Source organism: Nonomuraea sp. NPDC049419 (genome assembly GCF_040676995.1).
Classification (GTDB): Bacteria; Actinomycetota; Actinomycetes; order Streptosporangiales; family Streptosporangiaceae; genus Nonomuraea; species Nonomuraea salmonea.
Map to the genome: position 1 here is coordinate 574,918 of NZ_JBFAQB010000004.1, position 18,754 is coordinate 593,671.

Sequence of the window (18,754 nt, forward strand, 5' to 3'; positions counted from 1 at the left end):
CACCATGTGTTACGGCTACGGCCCCAGCAGGCGCTCCCTGCTCGCCGCGGGTCTCGGGCTCGGCGCGGCGGCGGTCGCCGCCGGCTCGCCCGCCGCCGCGGCGGTGACGAATCCGCACCACCCGCACCACCCGCGCGGCGAGAAGGTGCCGCCCGGCAAGATCAGCATCCAGCTCTACACGCTCCGCGACGACCTGGCCCAGAGCTACGACGACACCCTCAGGTACGTGGCGGGGGCCGGGTACCCGAAGGTGGAGCTGGCGCTCGGCTACTTCGGCCGCACCGCCAGGCAGCTGCGGCGCTTCCTCGACGGGCTGGGCGTGCGGGCCACGTCCAGCCACGACGGCATCAGCGCGGACGACGCCGCGCTCAACACGAAGATCGAGAACGCGCTGACGCTCGGCCAGAAGTACATGGTGGTGCCCTACCTCGCGTCGGACAGCCTGGACGAGTGGAAGGGCTGGGCCGAGCGGATGAACGTCGAGGCGCGCGCCGCCCGCTCGGCGGGCCTGCGCTACGGCTACCACAACCACGCCCACGAGTTCACCACCGACCTCGGGGGCGGGGTCACCCCGTGGGACGTGCTCACCTCCGAGCTGGACCCCCGCCTGGTGCACCTGGAGATCGACATCTACTGGGCGGTCACCGGCGGCGTGGGGCGTGGGGCGAGCGACCCCGTGAAGTTCGCGATCGACGTGATCCGCCGGGCGCCGCAGCGCGTGCTGCAGTACCACGTCAAGGACCGGCACCTCGACGGCGACATGGCCGACCTGGGCACGGGGACGATCGACTTCCGCCGGGTGTTCCGCGCGCACCGGGTGGAGGAGTACATCGTGGAGAACGACACCCCGGACGTGACGCCGCGGCAGACGGCGGAGGTGGGCTACCGCTACCTGCGCAAGCTGCGGTACTGACCGCACGGGCCCCGGGCCGGCGGCGGCCGGTCCGGGACGTGTCTTCTGAGGTCAAAAGTTCGTACGGACCTCCGCGACACGCCCGTAGAAAACGGTCATTCCCCATCATTAGCGGGCACTTCTCTGGCACATCAGCACGTGTGCCGGCCAGCGCCGCGACACGGGGGGAGGGACCATGTACCGCTTTCTCGGCGTCCTCGCCATCGCGGCCCTGGCCGTGGTGCCGGGCCCCGCGGCCCACGCGGCGCCGCCCCGGGTGGACACCATCGCCCACCGGGGCGGCTCCGCGCACGCCCCTGAGAACACCATCGCCGCCTGCGCCCGAGCCCGGACGCAAGGGGCGGACGTGTGCGAGTTCGACGTCCAGCAGACCAAGGACCACAAGCTCGTACTCATGCACGACGAGACACTCGAGCGGACCACGAACGTCGAGAAGGTCTTCCCCCGCCGGGCGCCGTGGCGGGTCTCGGACTTCACGCTCGACGAGATCCAGCGGCTCGACGCCGGCTCCTGGTTCTCCGCCCGCTACCGCGGCGAGGGCGTGCCCACCCTCGCCGAGGCCCTGCGCGCGGTCCGCGGCACCGGCACCCGGCTGCTGCTGGAGATCAAGCACCCGCCGGACAGCCCCGACATCGACCGCAGGGTGGCCGCCGAGCTGCAGGGGTCGCGCGAGCTGTGGGGCGACGGGCTGCTCACCGTGCAGGCGTTCGGCTGGCAGTCGATGCGATTCCTGCACGCCATGGTGCCAGGACTGCCGATCGCGCTGCTCGGCAAGCCGAACGCGGCCCGGCTGAGCGAGCTTTCCCGCTACGCCGACGGGCTCACGCTCGCCCACAAGAGCCTCACCGCCCGCTACGTCAAGAAGGTGCACGACCGGGGCATGCGGGTCTACACCTGGACCGCCGACAAGCCGGCCGTGCTGCGCAAACTGGTGTCGTACGGGGTGGACGGCATCATGACCAACCACCCCCGGCGGCTCACGGCCGTCAAGCGCGGGCTGCGCTGAGCCCCGCCATCGTGCGCCAGCCGGTCGTGAGCGACGCCGCCAGCAGCACCACCCCCGACGCCACCCCGCTCACGATCGGCACCCAGGCCAGCGCGGACGTGCCGGCCAGCGCGAACCCGGCCACGCCGAGCAGGGCCAGCAGTCCACCGGGCACGGCGATCGTCCAGTCCTTCCACACCGGGGCGAGCGCGACGAAGTGCACGCCCACCACGAACGCCGCCCAGGCCACGTTGGCCTGCTCGGGGGCGCCGAGCGCGGCCAGCACCCGCAGCCCGCCGAACAGCAGCACGACCTCGCCCAGCACGATGAGCAGGTAACCCCGCCCGTACATGCCGGGGCCCTGCGGCTGACCCGACCTGCGCTCCCCGCGCACGGTCATGAACCACATGGCGACCACCCCGGCGGCTCCCAGGCAGGCGGTCACCCGCAGCACGCCCGCCACCGCGCCGCCCAGCGGGCCGCCCGCGTTGACGAGCACGAAGACCGCCCCGAACACCGCACCGACCAGCAATCCCGTCATCCGTTGCATGTGACCATCGAACCGGACCCGGCGCCGAGCCCGCGCGGGGGCTACGGCGAGGGCGGGGTAGCTCTGTCCCTACCTTCAGCGGGCCGTGCCGCGCAGGTAGGCCAGCACCGCCAGCACCCGCCGGTTGACGTCGTCGGTGACGGGCAGCTCCAGCTTGGCGAACAGGCTCGTCACGTGCTTGCCCACGGCCGCCTCGGTGATCGACAGCGCGTCGGCGACGGCCCGGTTGGAGCGGCCCTCGGCGATCAGCGCCAGCACCTCGCGCTCGCGCGGCGACAGCCGGTACGCCGGCTCCGTCACCTCCCTGGCCCGCTCCCAGGTCAGCTCGAACAGGTCGATCAGCGCGGCGATCACGCTCTGCTGCCTGATCACCAGGGCGCCAGGCGCGTGGGCGACGGGTGTGGTGCGCAGGAACGCCACCGTCCGGTCGAAGACCAGCAGCTGCTGGATCGGCTCGTCGATGATCCGGTGCAGGTCGCCCGCCGCGTGCAGCTCCCTGATGCGGGCCGCCTTGACCGGGTCGTCCAGCACGGCGGAGTGCACGATCGTGCGCATGCTCAGGCCGCCGCGCAGCGCGTCGAGCACGTCGCGCCGGCTGCGCTGCTCCCTGCGGCCCCGGTCGGTCGAGCCCAGCGGGTGCATGGCCCGCAGGTCCTTGGCCATGCCCGCGGCCTCCAGGATGAGCGGCTGGACGAGCGCGTTGTCGGCCACCCGCTCGACGTCCACGGGGATGCCGCGCAGCTCGCCCACGACCTCCTCCAGCCGGCGGGCGAGATCCGCCAGCGACCCGCTCTCCTCCACAAGGGTCGATTCTCCCCTAACACGGACGCTACGCCGCGCTCAGGTCCGGCAGGCCGCCCGGCACTCGGTCGGGCTGACGCCGTAGAAGCGCTTGAAGGCCGTGCTGAACCCGAACGCGTCGGCGTACCCGACCCGGCGGGCCACCGCGCCGACGGTCGAGGCCGGCTCGGTCAGCAGGTCGGCCGCCAGCGCCATCCGCCACTCCTTCAGGTACGTCAGCGGCGGCTTGCCCACCACCCTCACGAACCGCTCGGCCAGCGTGGCCCGCGACACGCCCGCCTCGCCGGCCAGCGCGGCCAGCGTCCACGGCCGGCCGGGCGCCGCGTGCATCGCCCGCAGCACCGGCCCAAGTGTCTCGTCGTGCCACCCGGCGGGCGCCCCGTCCTGCTGGTCGAACCAGTCCCGCAGCGTGCACACCAGCAGCCACTCCAGCAGCCGGTCCAGCACGACCTGCCGGCCGGGCGCGCACGAGGCTGCCTGCGCCACGAGGAAGTCCCTGGTCGCGGCGCAGTCGTCGCCGTCCGGCAGCACCAGCAGGGGCGGCAGGACGCCGAGGAGCCGGTGCCCGACGGCGCCGCGCACGTCGTACGTGCCGACGAGGAGCACGGCGCGCCCTGGCGAGCGGGCGGTGAACGGCCCGCGCACCACCGCCGTCTCGCCGGTCCGCACGACGCCGTGCGGCAGCTCGGCGGCGCCTTCGATGGGCGCCAGCAGGGTCAGGGCCGCGCCGCCGGTGAGGGGGCGCGCCGGCGTCAGCTCCTCGACGCCGAGCCCGGCGTCCTCGGACCGGACACCGCGCAGCAGGTCATCGAACGGTTCCATACCTTCAATGCTATGGACGGTCACGTATGGGCTCTGGATCCTGAGCCATGGCCGCACCCCGTCCGCGGCCGGTTCACTGAGGGCATGACGATCGTGGTGTTGGGCGGCACGGGCAAGACCGGCAGCCGCCTGGTGAAGACGTTGCAAGGACGCGGCGCGGACGTGCGGGTCGCGACCCGGTCGAGCGGGACGCGGTTCGACTGGTCCGACCCCGACACGTGGGCGGGCGCGGTGGCAGGCGCGTCGGCGCTCTACCTCATCGCGCCCCAGGAGCCGGAGGCCGCCGGGCCGTTCGTGAAACAGGCGACGGAGGCGGGCGTACGCAGGCTCGTGGCGCTGTCCGGCCGCGACATCGAGCGGTTCCCCGGCTACTTCAGGGGCATGGCCGCGCTGGACCAGGCCGTACGCGAGTCAGGCGCCGAATGGACGATCATCCGCCCGAACAACTTCAACCAGAACTTCGACGACCCCTACATCTGGCGGGCCCCGCTCCGCGAAGGACGGCTGGGCCTGCCGATCGGGGACGTGCCCGAGCCGTTCGTGGACGCGCAGGACATCGCCGACGTCGCCGCGGCGGCGCTCACCGAGGACGGCCACCACGAGCAGGTCTACACGCTGTCCGGCCCCCGGGCGCTGACCTTCCGCGCGGCCGTGGCCGCCATCGCCGAGGCGGCGGGGCATCCCATCAGGTACGAGGAGCTGACCCCCGAGCAGTACAGGGACGAGCTGCTCGCCCAGGGCGCGCCGGAGGAGGCGGCGGCGGAGCTGAACGCGCTGTTCGCCGGCATGCGCGCGGGCCTGTACGCCGAGCCGCGCGACGGCGTCCAGAGGGCGCTCGGCCGCGACCCGATCGACTTCGCCGCCTACGTCGCCCGCACGGCGTCCGCCTGGCGGCTTGAGTAGGGGGTACTCAGGACAGCCGCCCGCGTCCGCATCATCGTGGCACCAGCATGGTCGGACGATCGGAGAGATCCCATGATCAGGGACGGACGCTACGAGGGGCGCAGCGGCGGCATCTCGGTCACGCTGCGCGTGGACGCCGGCGGCTCCGGCGTGATCAGCGCCGACGTCTTCGGCGAAGGCGGGCGCAGATACCTCGCGTCGGGCAGGACGGCCCCCGGAGCGAAGGTGACGATCGACGACGGGACCTGGCCGGCGGTGTGGCAGGCGAGCCCGTCGAACAAGACGACGGGCACGCTGGCCCTGACCGCCGCGCCCAAGGGCGGCGTGACGCTGGCGTTCACGCTCGACGCCCCGCTCAACGGCCTGCCGGTCCGGACGGAGACGGTCGTCCAGGTCGAGCACCGCGACGACGCCCTGCGCGAGCTGGGCCTGGAGATCGAGCGGGAGGAGGGCGTGCCGCTGCCGGCGCCGGTCGTCCTCCAGGGCGTGGAGCGCACGGTGGACGGCTGCCTGCGCGCGGCCGGGTTCGCCGTCAGGGAGGCGGGGCGGCAGTCCCTCATCCCCGCCGGCGTCGCGGGCAACTGGGACGACTCGCAGCTCTACAGCATGCTGAGCGACCTCATGCACATCACCGGTGACAGCCCGCTGCGCGGCCGGGCGTGGGAGCTGCACCTGCTGCTGCTGTCGAAGGCGTCGCTGCCGGGGCTGGCCGGGATCATGTTCGACGCCGAAGGGCTCCTGCAGCGGCAGGGCGCGGCCGTGTTCACCGCGCCCTTCCAGGGCGCGACCAGGGACCAGAAGATCATCAGGACGATCGTGCACGAGCTGGGCCACGCGCTCAACCTGGCCCACCGCTTCGAGCGGTCCGTCGGGCGGGCCGACTCCACCTCGTACATGAATTACGACTGGCGGTACCGGGGAGGCGGCCAGGAGCAGGACTTCTGGAAGAACTTCGCCTTCACCTTCGACGGCGACGAGCTGGAGTTCCTGCGGCACGGGGCCTTGGGCTCGCTGATTCCCGGCGGCGAGCCGTTCCATTCGGTGCGGTACTGGGCCGACGGAGGCGGCGGGCACTCGCCGTACGCGCGGGAGATCCCGTTCGACGGCTACCGGCTGACGCTGACCGCGCCGGTGGCCGGGGCCGAGTTCGTGTTCGGGCAGCCGGTGTTCCTCAAGGTGACGCTGGAGAACCGGTCGTCGTCGGACCTGGAGGTGGAGCGCTGGGTGCTCGACCCGAAGGCGGGCCCGCTGGAGATCCTCGTCCGCCGCCGCACCGGCGCCCAGCACGAGGAGGCGACCGCGTTCACCCCGATCGCGCAGCGCTGCATGGCCGCCATGGACGTCGAGTCGAAGGTCACCCTGCCGCCCGGCGGCGCGCTCAGCAACAACGTCAACCTCACGTTCGGCTCGGCCGGCTTCACCTTCGCCGAGCCCGGCGAGTACGACGTGACGCCCGTGCTCGGCATCTACGGCAAGGACCCGGCGGGGGAGACCGTGCAGTGGCTGGTCACCGGCGAGCCGCTGCGCATCCGCGTCCAGCCGCCCGAAGGCGTGGCGGAGGAGCGCGAGGCGGAGGTGCTGCGGTCGGCCGACGTCGGGGCGTGGTTCGCGCTGGGCGGCAGCGACAGTCTCGGGACGGCCAGGGACAAGCTGGAAGAGGTGCGCGAGCGGCGCGAGGCCGCGGCGGGGGCGGCGGATCCGCTGGTGGCGGCCATCGTCAGGGCGGCGGCGCTCGACGCGGCCAGGCCGGCGATCCGGCTGCGCGACGACGCGTTCGTCAGGTTCGACGGCGACCCAGGGCAGGCCGCCGAGCTGCTGGCCGGGCTGGACACGCGGGCTTTGAGCACGTTCGATCCGTACACGGCCCGCCAGACGGCGGAGCTCGCCGATCGGTACAGGGAAGAGGCCGGGTGACCCGGACGTCGTTGGCCGGGCCAGGCCGTCAGATGAGGCCGCGTCTGATGAGGCTGCGTCAGATGAGGCCGAGGGCCAGCATGGCGTCCGCGACGCGGCGGAAGCCGTCGATGTTCGCGCCGGCCACGTAGTTGCCCGGCATGCCGTACTCGTCGGCGGTGCTGAGGCAGCGGTCGTGGATGTCGCGCATGATCTCCTGCAGCCGCTGCTCGGAGAACTCGAACGTCCACGAGTCGCGGCTGGCGTTCTGCTGCATCTCCAGGGCGCTGGTCGCGACGCCGCCCGCGTTGGCGGCCTTGCCGGGCCCGTACGCGATGCCCGCCTCCTGGAACACCTTGATGCCCTCGGGCGTGGTCGGCATGTTGGCGCCCTCGCCGACCGCGATCAGACCGCCCGCCACCATGGCGGCGGCGGCTTCGCCGGTGATCTCGTTCTGGGTGGCCGACGGCAGCGCGACCTCGCCTGGCACCTCCCAGACGCTGCGGCCGGGCACGAAGGTGGCGTGGTCGCGGCGCTGCGCGTACGCGTCGAGCCTGCCCCGCTCCACCTGCTTGATCTGCTTGAGCAGCTCCAGGTCGATGCCCTTCTCGTCCAGCACGTAGCCGGAGGAGTCGGAGCAGGCGACGACGAGGCCGCCGAGCTGCTCGACCTTCTCGATGGCGTAGACGGCGACGTTGCCCGAGCCGGACACCACGACCCGCTTGCCGTCGAACGACGTGCCGCGCGCCTTCAGCATCTCGTCGACGAAGAAGACGCAGCCGTAGCCGGTGGCCTCGGTGCGGACCTGGGCGCCGCCGTAGACGAGGCCCTTGCCGGTGATGACGCCGGACTCGTAGCGGTTGGTGATGCGCTTGTACTGGCCGAACAGGTAGCCGATCTCCCGGCCGCCGACGCCCGTGTCACCGGCGGGCACGTCGGTGTACTCGCCGATGTGCCGGTAGAGCTCCGTCATGAAGCTCTGGCAGAACCGCATCACCTCACGGTCGGAGCGGCCCTTGGGGTCGAAGTCGGAGCCGCCCTTGCCGCCCCCGATGGGCAGGCCGGTCAGGCTGTTCTTGAAGATCTGCTCGAAACCGAGGAACTTGACGATCCCCAGGTAGACGGAGGGGTGGAACCGCAGGCCGCCCTTGTAGGGGCCGAGCGCGCTGTTGAACTCGACCCGGAAGCCCCGGTTGATCTGCACCTGACCCTGGTCGTCCATCCACGGCACGCGGAAGATGATCTGCCGCTCAGGCTCGCAGATGCGTTCGATGATCTTCGATTCGGCGTACTCGGGGTGCTTCCCGAGCACAGGGCCGATGCTGTCGAGGACTTCGCGGACGGCCTGGTGGAACTCGATCTCACCGGGATTGCGGCGCAGGACGTTGTCATAGATCGACGACAACTTCTCGTGCAACACGTACTCCAAGCTCACAGGGGTTGTGGCGGACTCCTCACTGTACGGGGAGGCGCGTTGTGAGCCGCACGCAGGTTCAGCCGTGGCGCTCCACCTTGACCGTGCCGGCGCCCCCGTCGATGGTGATCAGGTCGCCGGTCCTGATCGCGCGGGTGGCGTCGCGGACGCAGATGACGGCCGGGATGCCGTACTCCCTGGCCACGGTGGGGCCGTGGGCGATGGCGGAGCCGGTCTCGGTCACCAGGCCCGCCGTCGTCAGGAACAGCGGCGTCCAGCCCGGGTCGGTGGTGGGCGCGACGAGGATCTCGCCCGGCTCGATGCGCGCGCCCGCCGGGTCGCGGATCACCCTGGCCCGGCCCGTCGCCCGTCCTGCCGCGCCCGCCATGCCCACCAGCACGCCGTCCTCGGCGGGGACGCTCGGCGGGGCCAGCGCCTCCAGGTCGGTGCCGTCCGACAGCAGCGCGCCGGGCACGGTGGGGCGGCGCAGCTCCCGCGCGTACTCGGCGCGGCGGCGGGCGATCAGCGGCCGGTGGTCCTCGCCGTGGCGCACGGCCTGGGCCAGCTCGGCGAGGTCGAGGAACATGACGTCGCCGGCCTCCTCCAGCAGGCCCCGCCCGGCCAGGTCCGCGCCGATGAGCAGGAGCTGGCGGCGCGACTCCTGGATCATCGGCAGCCAGGCGAACTTGCCGATCTCCCGCAGCCCGGTCAGCTTGCGCGAGCGGCGCATGAGGAACACCGCGAGCCTGCCGCGTACCGGACGGGCGAGGCGGGCGCGCGGCGCCAGCGTGCGGATCATCCGCTCGGCCCGCGCCGCGGCCAGCTCGAAGCGCCGGTCGGGCGCCTGCTCGGGGTCCTCCACGCGCAGGTAGTTGGCGATGGTGCCGAACAGCGGCGCCGGGTCCTCCGCCCAGCGCGGCATGCCGACGTCGATCTCCGCCGCCGCCCGCATGCCGTAGCGGCCCAGGAAGCCGTCCAGGCCGATGTCCGGCAGCTCGCCCGCGCGGTAGCGGGCCGCCAGCTCTGCGGGGTCGGTGCCGAGGAACAGCTCGCGGTGCTCGCGCGCGTTGACCGCGACCCGCCACAGCGCGAGGTCCATGTCCGTGGTCACGTTGTACGGCATGCCGCCGAGCACCACGTCCAGCTCCTCGGCGGAGGCGACGCCCGCCAGCAGCCCCGCCGGCGACGTGCCGGCCAGCATGCCCGCGACCAGCGGCCCCATCAGCCCGTGCAGGCCGGCCGTCCGCAGCGGGCGATGGGCGTCCTCGATCACCCAGCGCAGCCGCTCGGCCGCCGTGGCGTGCCCGGCGGGCGGGACGACGTCGCGCCGCATCCGGTGCACGGCGCGGTAGGCCCTGGCCCGTCCCGCGTCGGGCGCGGCCAGGCTGTGCACGACTCCCGCGACGAGGCCGGGGGCGAGCCGCAGCGTCATCCGTACGGCGCTGCCCAGCCGGAACGGCAGCCCTGGACGCGGGGCGAACCGCGGATCGTCCAGCACCCGGTCGACCGCCTCGCGCACCCGCGGCCCGTAGACCTCCAGCGACGCGCCCAGCTGCCCGCGCATCGACGTGTTGCGCAGGAAGTCGGTCAGGTCGAAGTAGAGCCGCCCGCCGATCGGCACCACGCGCGGCAGCGGGTCACGCCGGTCGAACCTGCCGCCCGTGGACTCCAGCCACACGCCCATCGCGGCCTTGAGCAGCGACATGCCCATCGGCGTCACCGGCCTGAGCATGCCCTGCATGTGGCCGACCTCAAGGTAGAGGCGGGTGTCGCGGGTGGCGGGCGGCGCGGGGAACAGCGTGGTGATCGGCCGCGACTGCAGCAGCCACAGCGTGCCGGCGGCGTCGAAGGCCCACTCGACGTCCTGCGGCGTGCCGAAGTGCGCCTGCAGCCGCCGCCCCGCGTCGCGCAGCGCCGCCAGCCGCCGCCGGTCGAGGCAGCCGCCGCCGCCGTCGGGCGTCGCGTGGTGGCCGAAGACGTAGTGGTCGGGGACGACCGTGCCGTCCACGACGGACGTGCCGAGGCCGGGGGCGGCGTCCACCACCATCTCCGTACGGCAGCCGGTCACCGGGTTCGCGGTGAACAGCACCCCGGCGACCTCGGCGTCCACCATGCGCTGCACGACCACGCCCATGGCGGCCTCGTCGACGCCCACGGCCTTCCTGTAGGCCGTCGCCCGCTCGTTGTGCAGGGAGTCCCAGCAGCGGCGTACCGCGTCGAGCAGCGCGGCGTGGCCCTCCACGTTGAGACAGGTGTCGTGCTGCCCGGCGAAGCCGGCATCGGGCAGGTCCTCGGCGGTGGCGCTGGAGCGCACCGCCACCCGCCCGCCGCCGAGCCGCTCGTAGGCGTCGATCAGCTCCTGCTCGGGCAGCTCGCCGCTCCGGTAAGCCGCCACGGTCAGGCAGAAGCCGTCGGGAACCCGCTCACCCGCCCTGATCATCTCGCCGAGACCGGCGGCCTTGCCGCCCACTGTCTCGACCATGGAAGAGTCGGCCGCGGCCACATCGATGATGGTCATTGCGCCCCCCGACCTGGTCAGCCGGTAGATGATCCATCAACCTACGCCTCGCCTCCCGGCCTCGTCCATCCTCGCACGTCAGAGCGAGCCGCCGGCGCGGTGCGTACGGACGATCAGATAGACGAGGTACGGCGCCCCCAGCACCCCCGTGACCACGCCCACCGGGAAGCGCGTGTCGAACGCGAACTGCCCCGCGAAGTCGGCGGCGAGCACCATCAGCGCGCCGACCAGACCGGCGGGCACGAGCAGCGAGCCGCCTGGGCCGATCAGCCGCGCCGCGATCGGCCCCGACAGGAACGCCACGAACGCGATGGGCCCGGCCGCCGCCGTGGCGAACGCGATCAGGCAGACCGCGGCGACGATCACGGTGATCCGGGTGCGCTCGACGCGGACGCCGAGCGCGGCGGCCGTGTCGTCGCCGAGCTGCAGCGTGGACAGGTCGCGGGCCTGCCACAGCAGCACGGGCGTCAGGACGAGCAGCGCGGCCAGGGCCGGTCGGACCTGCTCCCACCCTGCGCCGTTGAGGCTGCCGGTGAGCCAGCGCATGGCCTCCTGGAGGTCCCATTCCGCGGCCCGCGACAGGACGTAGGAGGTGACGCTGTCGAGGATGGCCGCGACGCCGATGCCGATCAGGATGAGCCGGGTGCCCGCCACCCCGTCGCGGAAGGCCAGCGTGTAGACCAGCAGCGCGACGGCCAGGGCGGCGACGATCGCGATGGCCGACACCTGCGGGCCGCCCAGCGAGAACGACACGATCGCGATGGCCGCAGCCGTGCTCGCGCCCGCGCTGATGCCGATGATGTCGGGGCTGGCCAGCGGGTTGCGGAGCATCGTCTGGAACGTCACGCCCGCCAGCCCGAAGCTGAAGCCCGCGACGAGCGCGAGCACGGCGCGCGGCAGGCGCAGCCGGCCGACGGTGAACGACGCGCCGGGCACCCGCTCGCCGAGGATGACCTGGATGACGTCGCCCGGCGGGTAGAACGTCTGCCCGGCCATCAGGGTCACCGCGAACGCGCCGGCGACGAGCACGGTGAGCGTCACCATGACGACCCGCCGCCGCGACACCCGCCGCCGCCGGCCGTGCGCCACCGCCCGCACGACTTCGGCCGACGGCGGTCTGGGCAGGAAGGCGGTCACAGCTCAGGCCCCTTCCGGGAGGGGGCGAAGGAGGGCACGGCCGCACGCACCTCGCGCGCGGGGACGGAGGCGGTCACAGTTCACGTACCTTCTGGCGGCGGACGATGTAAATGAAGAACGGTGCGCCGATCAGGGCGGTCACGATGCCGACCTCGACGTCCTCGGGGCGCGCCACCATGCGTCCGACGACGTCGGCGGCGGTCAGCAGGGCCGCGCCGCCCAGTGCCGAGAACGGCAGTGACCAGCGGTGGTCCACGCCGGCGAGCAGGCGGACGGCGTGTGGCACGACCAGCCCGACGAACGCGATCGGCCCGGCCGCGGCGGTCGCGGTGCCGCACAGGACGACGGCGCCGAGCGCGGCGGTGGCCCTGATGAGGGCGACCCGCTCGCCCAGCCCGGCCGCGATGTCGTCGCCGAGTGCGAGCGAGTTCAGCCCTCGCGCGCACAGCAGGCACAGCACGAAGCCGGCGGCGGCGAACGGCAGGATGTGCCCGATCCGCTCGTACGACGCCCCGCCGACCCCGCCGATCTGCCACAGCCGGAAGCTGCCCGCGATGTCGTTGCGCGGCAGGATGACGGCGCTGACCAGGGAAGCGAACGCGGCCGACGTGGCGGCCCCGGAGAGCGCGAGCTTGAGCGGAGTGGCACCGCCGCGCCCGAGCGAGCCGACGGTGTAGACGAACAGCGCGGCGGCGGCGGCCCCCGCCATCGCGACCCAGACGTACCCGGTGGGCGAGGTGAGCCCGAAGAACGCGACGGCGGTGACGACGGCCAGCGAGGCGCCCATGTTGACGCCCAGGATGCCGGGATCGGCCAGCGGGTTGCGGGTCACGCCCTGCATCACGCCCCCGGCCAGGCCGAGCGCGCCGCCGATGAGCACGGCGAGCAGCGTACGCGGGATGCGCTTGGCGACCGCGGCCTGTTCGAGCGAGCCGTCGGCCCCGCCGAGCGCGGCCCAGACGTCGGCCCAGGAGACGTCCCGCGAGCCCAGGGCGACCGAGGCGACCATGAGCGCGGCCAGCACCACCACGACGGCGAGCAGCCACAGGACCCGGACACGCGCAGGACGCCGCGCGGCGGCGGCGTCCTGGCTCCGGCCGGTGGCGGCCTCGGGTCGTGACAGGGTCACTTGACCTTGTCCGCGGCCTCGGCCAGCGCCTTGACGTAGTCCTTGAGCACGTACCTGATCGACAGCGGCGTCGGGTTGGCGGCGGTGCCGAGCGGCTTGCTGTCGGGCAGCAGGTAGATCGAGCCGCGCTCGACGGCGGGGATCTTCGACAGCAGCGGGTCCTTGCGGATCTTGGCGAGCAGCTCGCCCTTCTCGTCGCCGTAGCCGGTGATGATGTCCACGTCGTCGAACACGTCGATCTGCTCGGCGCTCCTGGTCAGGGCGAACTTGTCGGTGCCCTTCGACGCCTCGGCGATGCTGCCGGGGATCGTCAGCCCGAGGTCCTCGAAGAACAGCGTGCGGGTGTCGTGCGTGGTGTAGAAGCCGATCTCGCTGACGTCGTTGGGGTCCACGTGCGTCATGAACATGATCGACTTGCCTTTGAGCTGCGGGTGTTCGGCGACGGCCGCCTTGATGTCGGTCTCGATGTCGCCGATCAGCCGCTCGCCCTCCGCGGCCAGGCCGATGGCCTTGCTGTTCAGCCTGATGATCTCGCGCCACGGGGTGGCCCAGGCGGCGTCAGGGTAGGCGATCGTGGGGGCGATCTCGCTGAGCGTGTCGTAGTCCTGCTGGGTCAGGCCCGAGTACGCGGCCAGGATGACGTCAGGGCGCGTGTCGGCCACGGCCTCGAAGTCGATGCCGTCGGTCTCGTCGAACAGCACGGGAGCGGGGGCGTTCAGCTCCTTGAGCCGTTCGGCCACCCAGGGGAGCAGGCCGTCGGTGTCGTCGTCGCCGAAGTTCGCCTTGGCCATGCCGACGGGGACGACGCCGAGGGCCAGCGGCACCTCGTGGTTGGCCCAGTTGACGGTGGCGACGCGGGTCGGCTTGGCCGGGATGGTGGTGGTGCCGAGCGCGTGCTTGATCGTCATGGGGAAGGCGGCGTCGCCGCTCGCGGTCGGGGCCGCGGCGCTGCCCTGCGCCTGTTCCGGCTGGCTGCTGCCGCAGGCGACGATGCCCATGAGCAGGGCGATCGCCACGGTGATGAGGCGCAGGCTGGGTGGACGCTTCACTCGTACTCCACTGATGGTGACCCACTACTTAGGTAAGGCTTACCTATGGCCTGCACGATAGGAGAAATGAGCGACTTGTCGCAATCAAGCGTTCAGGACACCGGATATCGCGATCGGGACACACCCGCACGGCCCAGCTCGCCTGTCCCGCACGCCCGCGCCGCGCCCCCCTGAGCGCTCATGGCGCTCTGAACGCTCCCGGCGTCAGCCCCGTCGTCCGGCGGAACGCCGCGCCGAACGCGCTCGCCGACCGGTAGCCGACCCGCTCCGCCACCACGTCCACCGGCCACCCCCGGGTGAGCAGCTCCACCGCGTGCTGCGCCCGCACCGCCGCCACCCAGCGCGCGAAGCTCGTGCCGGTCTCGGCGTTGAAGGCCCGCGAGATCGTCCTGGCGCTCACCCCCAGCAGGGACGCCCACTCGGCCAGCCCGCGCCGGTCGGCGGGATCCGTCATGACCGCGTCGGCGATCGGCCGCAGCAGCTCGGACGTCGGCATCTTGAGCAGCAGCTCGTGCGGCGACGGGGTGAGCACGTCGAGCACCATCGCCTCGGTCAGCTCCCGCGAGCGCGCGGGCAGCTCGGTGTCGGCCAGCCGTTCGAGCAGCAGCCGCAGCAGCGGCGTGATCTCGACCGCGACCGGCCTGGGGGAGATCGGGGCGACCGCGTCGAAGCCGAACAGGCTGGCCCGGCACCGCGTGCCGGCGGCCGCCGAGCCGGAGTGCAGCGTCCCGGCGGGCATCCACAGGCCGAGCGTGGGGGTGACCGTCCAGACCCGCGCGCCCACCACGGCCGTGGACGCGCCCCGCTCGTTCCACAGCAGCTCGTGGTAGGGGTGGGAGTGCTCGTTCCAGTCGAGGTCGTGCGTGAAGTCCTCGCTCCAGCTGAGGATCGGGAACGGCATGTCCACCGGCCCGGCCGCGAGCGCGGGCAGCACCCTGACCTCCCGGCCCGTCCGCCCCCGTCCCTGCGCGCTCACCGTGCCGCCTCCTGCGATGACTCCTGTCCGTCACCTTAAGGGGACGGTCTCACAGGCACCGGCCCGCGTGGACATGGAGGACGCAGGGAAAGGCGCGTGCCCGCCGCAAGCCCCTGTCGGCGGGCACGCGCCTCGTCTTCAGGCCGTCACTGCGCGGGCTGGTCGCCCGCGGCCTGCGCGGTGACCCGCTCGATGGACTCGACGGCGAGCTCGGGCTGGTCGACGTAGATGTAGTGCTCGCTCTTGTCGGCGACGATCAGCTTGCTGTTGCTGGACAGCTTCAGCCACGCGCGCTGGCCGGCGGTCCACGCCTGCTCCAGCTTCGGCCCGTACGTCGGCAGCGCCGCGAGGTATTCCTTGCCGTGCTTGAGCACCTCGACCGGGATGTCACCGGCGGAGGCGACCGGCCCGTCGGGCATGCTCATCATCTCGGGGTTCTGCCCCTTGAAGACGGCCAGGTTCTGGGCGCGCAGCTCGCCGGCCGGGCCCTTCGCGTCCGCCGGGATCGACGTCTCCATGTCGCTGAGCATGGTGGACGGGGTGGCGTCCATCAGGACGACGCCCTTGACCTTGTCGGTGTGCTCGGGAGCGTACCTGGCGGCGATCAGGCCGCCGAGCGAGTGCCCGGCCAGCACCACCGGGTGGTCGCCCGCGGCCTTGCCGAGCACCGCGGTCAGCACCTCGCCCGCGCTCTCGAAGGTCTGCGGGCCCTTGGGCTTGTCGCTGGCGCCCTCGCCTGGACGGTCGTACGAGCAGACCCGGTTCTTCGCGCTCAGCGTCTTCTGCAGGGAGGCCAGCTTGTCCAGCCCGTCACCCGCGCCGGCCAGCAGCATGATCACCGGCTTGCCCTCGGCCGCCTCGCCGGCGCAGGACACGTTCACCTTCACGCCCGCCACGTCGATCTTCTCGGTGCCGGACAGCAGCTTCTTCCCGGCCTGTTGGGAGGTGGACGGCGTGCCGTCCAAGGCGTCGAGCTTGTCCAGCTCATCGAGTCCGTCGGCATTGCAGCCGGCGGCTCCGATGCCGACCACGGCGGCGCAGAGGGCGGCCACGGCGGTGGTCTTGAACGTGCGGATCATGATGTCCTCCAGGGGCTAAAGGAACGTCGTCGGCGTTATGACCGTTACGCTATGGAATCGAGCACCACGGAAGCGTCACCACACAGTGGACAATCGCCCGTAGCTCGCATGGGGGACAAGCCGCCTCTTTCGGTTTCGCTCCGAGGTGGGCACGCCACCCCCTGCTACCGCTAGGCTCGCTCGGTGATGGATCTTCGACGCATGAGGGACATCTGGCGACGGAGCGACGTCACGGTCCGGGACCTTCCCTTGGCCCTGCTGCTGATCGTCCTGTCGTTCGTGCCCGAGTTCCAGGGCAGCGGCACCACACTCGGCGAACTGCCCAACCAGCCCTTCGGCGCGCTCACCCTCCTGGTGGTCGCCCTGGAGTGCCTGCCGCTCGCCGTACGCCGGCGCTACCCGGCCGCCGCCATCGCGCTGATCTCGATCGGGTTCTCCCTCGACCAGGTCTTCGCCTACCACGCGGTGAGCAGCGTCGCCCTGCCGATCGCCATCATCAGCGCCGGCGCCCACATCGAACGCCGCCGCCGGCTCACCCCGGCGCTGCTCTCGGTGGCGTACGTGGTGCTGGTGCTCTGGCTCGAACGGCTCGGCTCGAAGGAGACGCTGCCCGACCTGATCGTCTTCTACGTGGCGCTGGTGATCTTCTGGGCGGTCGGCTCCTGGCTGCGCGCCTACCGCGCGTCCGAGGCCGAGCGCCGCCGCCACGTCGCCGAGGCCACCCGCACCGCCGAGCGCACCCGCATCGCCCGCGAGCTCCACGACGTCGTGACCCATCACGTGACGGCCATGGTCGTGCAGGCCGAGGCGGCCCGCTACCTGACCGCCAACCCTGAACGCCTCGACGCGGCGCTCGGCTCCGTCACCCAGACGGGGCGGCGCGCCATCTCCGACCTGCGCCACCTGCTCGACGTGCTCAACCCCGACCATGAGGCCGACTTCAGCGTGCCGTCGGCGAGCGATCTCGCGGACCTCGTCGAGCAGACGCGGCAGGCCGGGCAGCCAGTCGAGTTCGATGAAGACGGCAAACCATCCGAATCCGCAGGCAGCGCCGAGTTCGTGACCTATAGAGTCGTCCAGGAAGCTCTGACGAACGCCCTCAAATACGCCCATGGCAGCCAGACCGTGGTCCAGGTGCGCTATGGCGAGGAGGAGATCAGCGTGGTGGTCACCACCGACGGCTCCGGCTCCCGTGCCACTTCCGTGGGAGGGAGCGGGCGCGGCCTGAACGGGCTGCGCGAACGGGTCGAGGCCCTCGGCGGCAGGTTCGAGTCCGGGCCGCAGGCCGGCGGCTTCGCCGTACGCGCCCACATCCCGACGGGGAGCGGTTCGTGAGCACGCCGATCCGCGTCCTGATCTGCGACGACCAGGCGCTCATCCGCACCGGGTTCGCCACCATCATCGACGCGCAGCCTGACATGGAGGTCGTCGGCGAGTGCGGCGACGGCCGCACCGGGGTCGAGATGGCCCGCAGGCTCAGGCCCGACCTCGTGGTGATGGACGTCCGCATGCCCGTGCTCGACGGCATCAAGGCCACCGCGCAGCTCGCCGGCGCCGGGGTCGAGGACCCCGTCAAGGTGCTCGTCGTCACCACCTTCAACCTCGACGAGTACGTCTACGAGGCGCTGCGCGCCGGGGCCAGCGGCTTCCTGCTCAAGGACGCCCCGCCGCCGCAGCTCCTGCATGGCATCCGTACCGTCGCCACCGGCTCCGCGCTGCTCGCCCCCGAGGTGACCCGGCAGCTGGTCGGCAAGTACGCCGCCCGCATCCGCCCCGTGGACGAGCCGGCCGCCGACCCGGCGCTGACGCCGCGCGAGCTGGAGGTGCTGCGCCTCATCGCCGACGGCCAGTCCAACAGCGAGATCGCCGCCACCCTGGTCATCAGCCAGGAGACGGTCAAGACGTACGTCTCCCGCATCCTCACCAAGCTCGACCTGCGCGACCGCGTCCAGGCGGTGGTCTACGCCTACCGCCGCGGCCTCGCCACCTGACGCCCTCACGCCTCCGGCCGGAGAAACCGCGCACCCTGGTCACGGGGCGCGCGAAATGCCGTCGCAGCCACCGTCCCCGATTCAGAGCGTGAGGGCGTCAAGGAGGGTTTGGAGGCGGGGAGGTCCACGACCACCACCTCAGGGTTGTGGTCGCGGAGGGCGAGGTCGGGGAGGAGGGCGGCGCCCAGGCCGGCGGCGATCAGCGACAGGGTGACCTCCACCTGGTAGACGACGGCGGCGTCCATCTCGCCGCCGGTGCCGAGCCGGGTGATGAGCTGGGAGGGCTCGGCGACCGACGGCCGGACGCCGGCCCGCTCCTCGGGCTCCATGTCGCGCAGGACGCCGGCCAGCACGTCGGCGAAGCGCTCGAAGAGGCGGACGCCGGTCTCGCGTTCGAGCGCGGCCATCTGCTGGGAGACGGCGGAGGAGGTGTAGCCGAGCCGGTTGGCCGCGGCGGCGAAGGAGCCGAGCCGGACGACCTCACGCAGGGTACGCAGATGCTCGGGCTTCAGCATAAGCATTCCTTGCTCTCAGCGGCGCTAAATGTCGTGTTTATAGTGCTTCCTACTTCTTTTCGCGACTCCTACAGTGAGC

The 18,754-nt window shown here is 72.3% G+C and carries 17 protein-coding genes; 6 read left to right on the top strand and 11 right to left on the bottom strand.

Translation table 11 applies throughout. From position 1 onward, the window contains the following. The first annotated feature begins 4 nt into the window (after positions 1-4). The gene (locus AB0K12_RS16700) at positions 5-913 is read left to right on the top strand and encodes a sugar phosphate isomerase/epimerase (RefSeq protein ID WP_364561156.1); all 909 of its coding nucleotides are present in this window, start codon (positions 5-7) and stop codon (positions 911-913) included. Positions 914-1,088: 175 nt separating this feature from the next. Next, complete coding sequence (locus AB0K12_RS16705) at positions 1,089-1,919, top strand: glycerophosphodiester phosphodiesterase family protein (protein WP_364561159.1); 831 nt, start codon at positions 1,089-1,091, stop codon at positions 1,917-1,919. On the opposite strand, the gene AB0K12_RS16710 is transcribed toward AB0K12_RS16705, so the two are convergent. The 3 genes from AB0K12_RS16710 to AB0K12_RS16720 form a co-directional block, all read right to left on the bottom strand. Further along, positions 1,900-2,439, bottom strand: a complete 540-nt coding sequence (locus AB0K12_RS16710; RefSeq protein WP_364561162.1) for a hypothetical protein — start codon at positions 2,437-2,439, stop codon at positions 1,900-1,902. The genes AB0K12_RS16705 and AB0K12_RS16710 overlap by 20 nt on opposite strands. Positions 2,440-2,523: 84 nt before the next feature. Next, positions 2,524-3,249: a LuxR C-terminal-related transcriptional regulator gene (locus AB0K12_RS16715; protein WP_364561165.1), complete on the bottom strand. Its 726-nt coding sequence runs from the start codon at positions 3,247-3,249 to the stop codon at positions 2,524-2,526. Positions 3,250-3,288: 39 nt separating this feature from the next. After that, complete coding sequence (locus AB0K12_RS16720; RefSeq protein WP_364561168.1) at positions 3,289-4,071, bottom strand: AraC family transcriptional regulator; 783 nt, start codon at positions 4,069-4,071, stop codon at positions 3,289-3,291. An 84-nt stretch (positions 4,072-4,155) separates the two neighbouring features. On the opposite strand from AB0K12_RS16720, the gene AB0K12_RS16725 reads away from it, so the two are divergent. Together AB0K12_RS16725 and AB0K12_RS16730 are read left to right on the top strand one after the other, a co-directional pair. Then, the gene (locus tag AB0K12_RS16725; protein WP_364561171.1) at positions 4,156-4,974 is read left to right on the top strand and encodes an NAD(P)H-binding protein; all 819 of its coding nucleotides are present in this window, start codon (positions 4,156-4,158) and stop codon (positions 4,972-4,974) included. Between the two features lie 72 nt (positions 4,975-5,046). Further along, positions 5,047-6,888, top strand: coding sequence for a hypothetical protein (locus AB0K12_RS16730; RefSeq protein ID WP_364561174.1), 1,842 nt, complete (start codon positions 5,047-5,049; stop codon positions 6,886-6,888). A 58-nt stretch (positions 6,889-6,946) separates the two neighbouring features. Here AB0K12_RS16730 and gdhA read toward each other — a convergent pair whose 3' ends face one another. From gdhA to AB0K12_RS16765, 7 genes are all read right to left on the bottom strand, one after another. Then, positions 6,947-8,287 carry an NADP-specific glutamate dehydrogenase gene (gene gdhA / locus AB0K12_RS16735; RefSeq protein ID WP_364561177.1) on the bottom strand — a complete coding sequence of 447 codons (1,341 nt, stop codon included), beginning with the start codon at positions 8,285-8,287 and terminating at the stop codon, positions 6,947-6,949. A 73-nt stretch (positions 8,288-8,360) separates the two neighbouring features. Next, positions 8,361-10,799, bottom strand: a complete 2,439-nt coding sequence (locus AB0K12_RS16740) for a PEP/pyruvate-binding domain-containing protein (protein ID WP_364561180.1) — start codon at positions 10,797-10,799, stop codon at positions 8,361-8,363. Positions 10,800-10,877: 78 nt separating this feature from the next. Continuing rightward, a complete protein-coding gene (locus AB0K12_RS16745) occupies positions 10,878-11,936 on the bottom strand; it encodes an iron ABC transporter permease (RefSeq protein ID WP_364561183.1) in 1,059 nt (352 codons plus the stop codon). 73 nt (positions 11,937-12,009) lie between these two features. Beyond that, positions 12,010-13,065, bottom strand: coding sequence for an iron ABC transporter permease (locus AB0K12_RS16750; RefSeq protein ID WP_364561185.1), 1,056 nt, complete (start codon positions 13,063-13,065; stop codon positions 12,010-12,012). Next, the gene (locus AB0K12_RS16755; RefSeq protein WP_364561188.1) at positions 13,062-14,114 is read right to left on the bottom strand and encodes an ABC transporter substrate-binding protein; all 1,053 of its coding nucleotides are present in this window, start codon (positions 14,112-14,114) and stop codon (positions 13,062-13,064) included. The genes AB0K12_RS16750 and AB0K12_RS16755 overlap by 4 nt, the downstream gene beginning before the upstream one ends. A gap of 178 nt (positions 14,115-14,292) precedes the next feature. Next, positions 14,293-15,090, bottom strand: a complete 798-nt coding sequence (locus AB0K12_RS16760) for an AraC family transcriptional regulator (RefSeq protein WP_364561191.1) — start codon at positions 15,088-15,090, stop codon at positions 14,293-14,295. 146 nt (positions 15,091-15,236) lie between these two features. After that, positions 15,237-16,169 (bottom strand): alpha/beta hydrolase, encoded by a 933-nt coding sequence (locus tag AB0K12_RS16765; protein WP_364561194.1) that lies wholly within the window; start codon positions 16,167-16,169, stop codon positions 15,237-15,239. Between the two features lie 183 nt (positions 16,170-16,352). Here AB0K12_RS16765 and AB0K12_RS16770 point away from each other — a divergent pair, with 183 nt between their 5' ends. Further along, positions 16,353-17,504, top strand: coding sequence for a histidine kinase (locus tag AB0K12_RS16770; RefSeq protein ID WP_364561198.1), 1,152 nt, complete (start codon positions 16,353-16,355; stop codon positions 17,502-17,504). Continuing rightward, on the top strand, positions 17,501-18,160 hold the full coding sequence (locus tag AB0K12_RS16775; RefSeq protein WP_364561200.1) for a response regulator transcription factor: 660 nt from the start codon (positions 17,501-17,503) through the stop codon (positions 18,158-18,160). Before AB0K12_RS16770 ends, AB0K12_RS16775 begins: the two co-directional genes overlap by 4 nt. A 5-nt stretch (positions 18,161-18,165) precedes the next feature. Here AB0K12_RS16775 and AB0K12_RS16780 read toward each other — a convergent pair whose 3' ends face one another. Then, positions 18,166-18,675 carry a LysR family transcriptional regulator gene (locus tag AB0K12_RS16780; protein ID WP_364561203.1) on the bottom strand — a complete coding sequence of 170 codons (510 nt, stop codon included), beginning with the start codon at positions 18,673-18,675 and terminating at the stop codon, positions 18,166-18,168. Positions 18,676-18,754 lie beyond the last annotated feature (79 nt).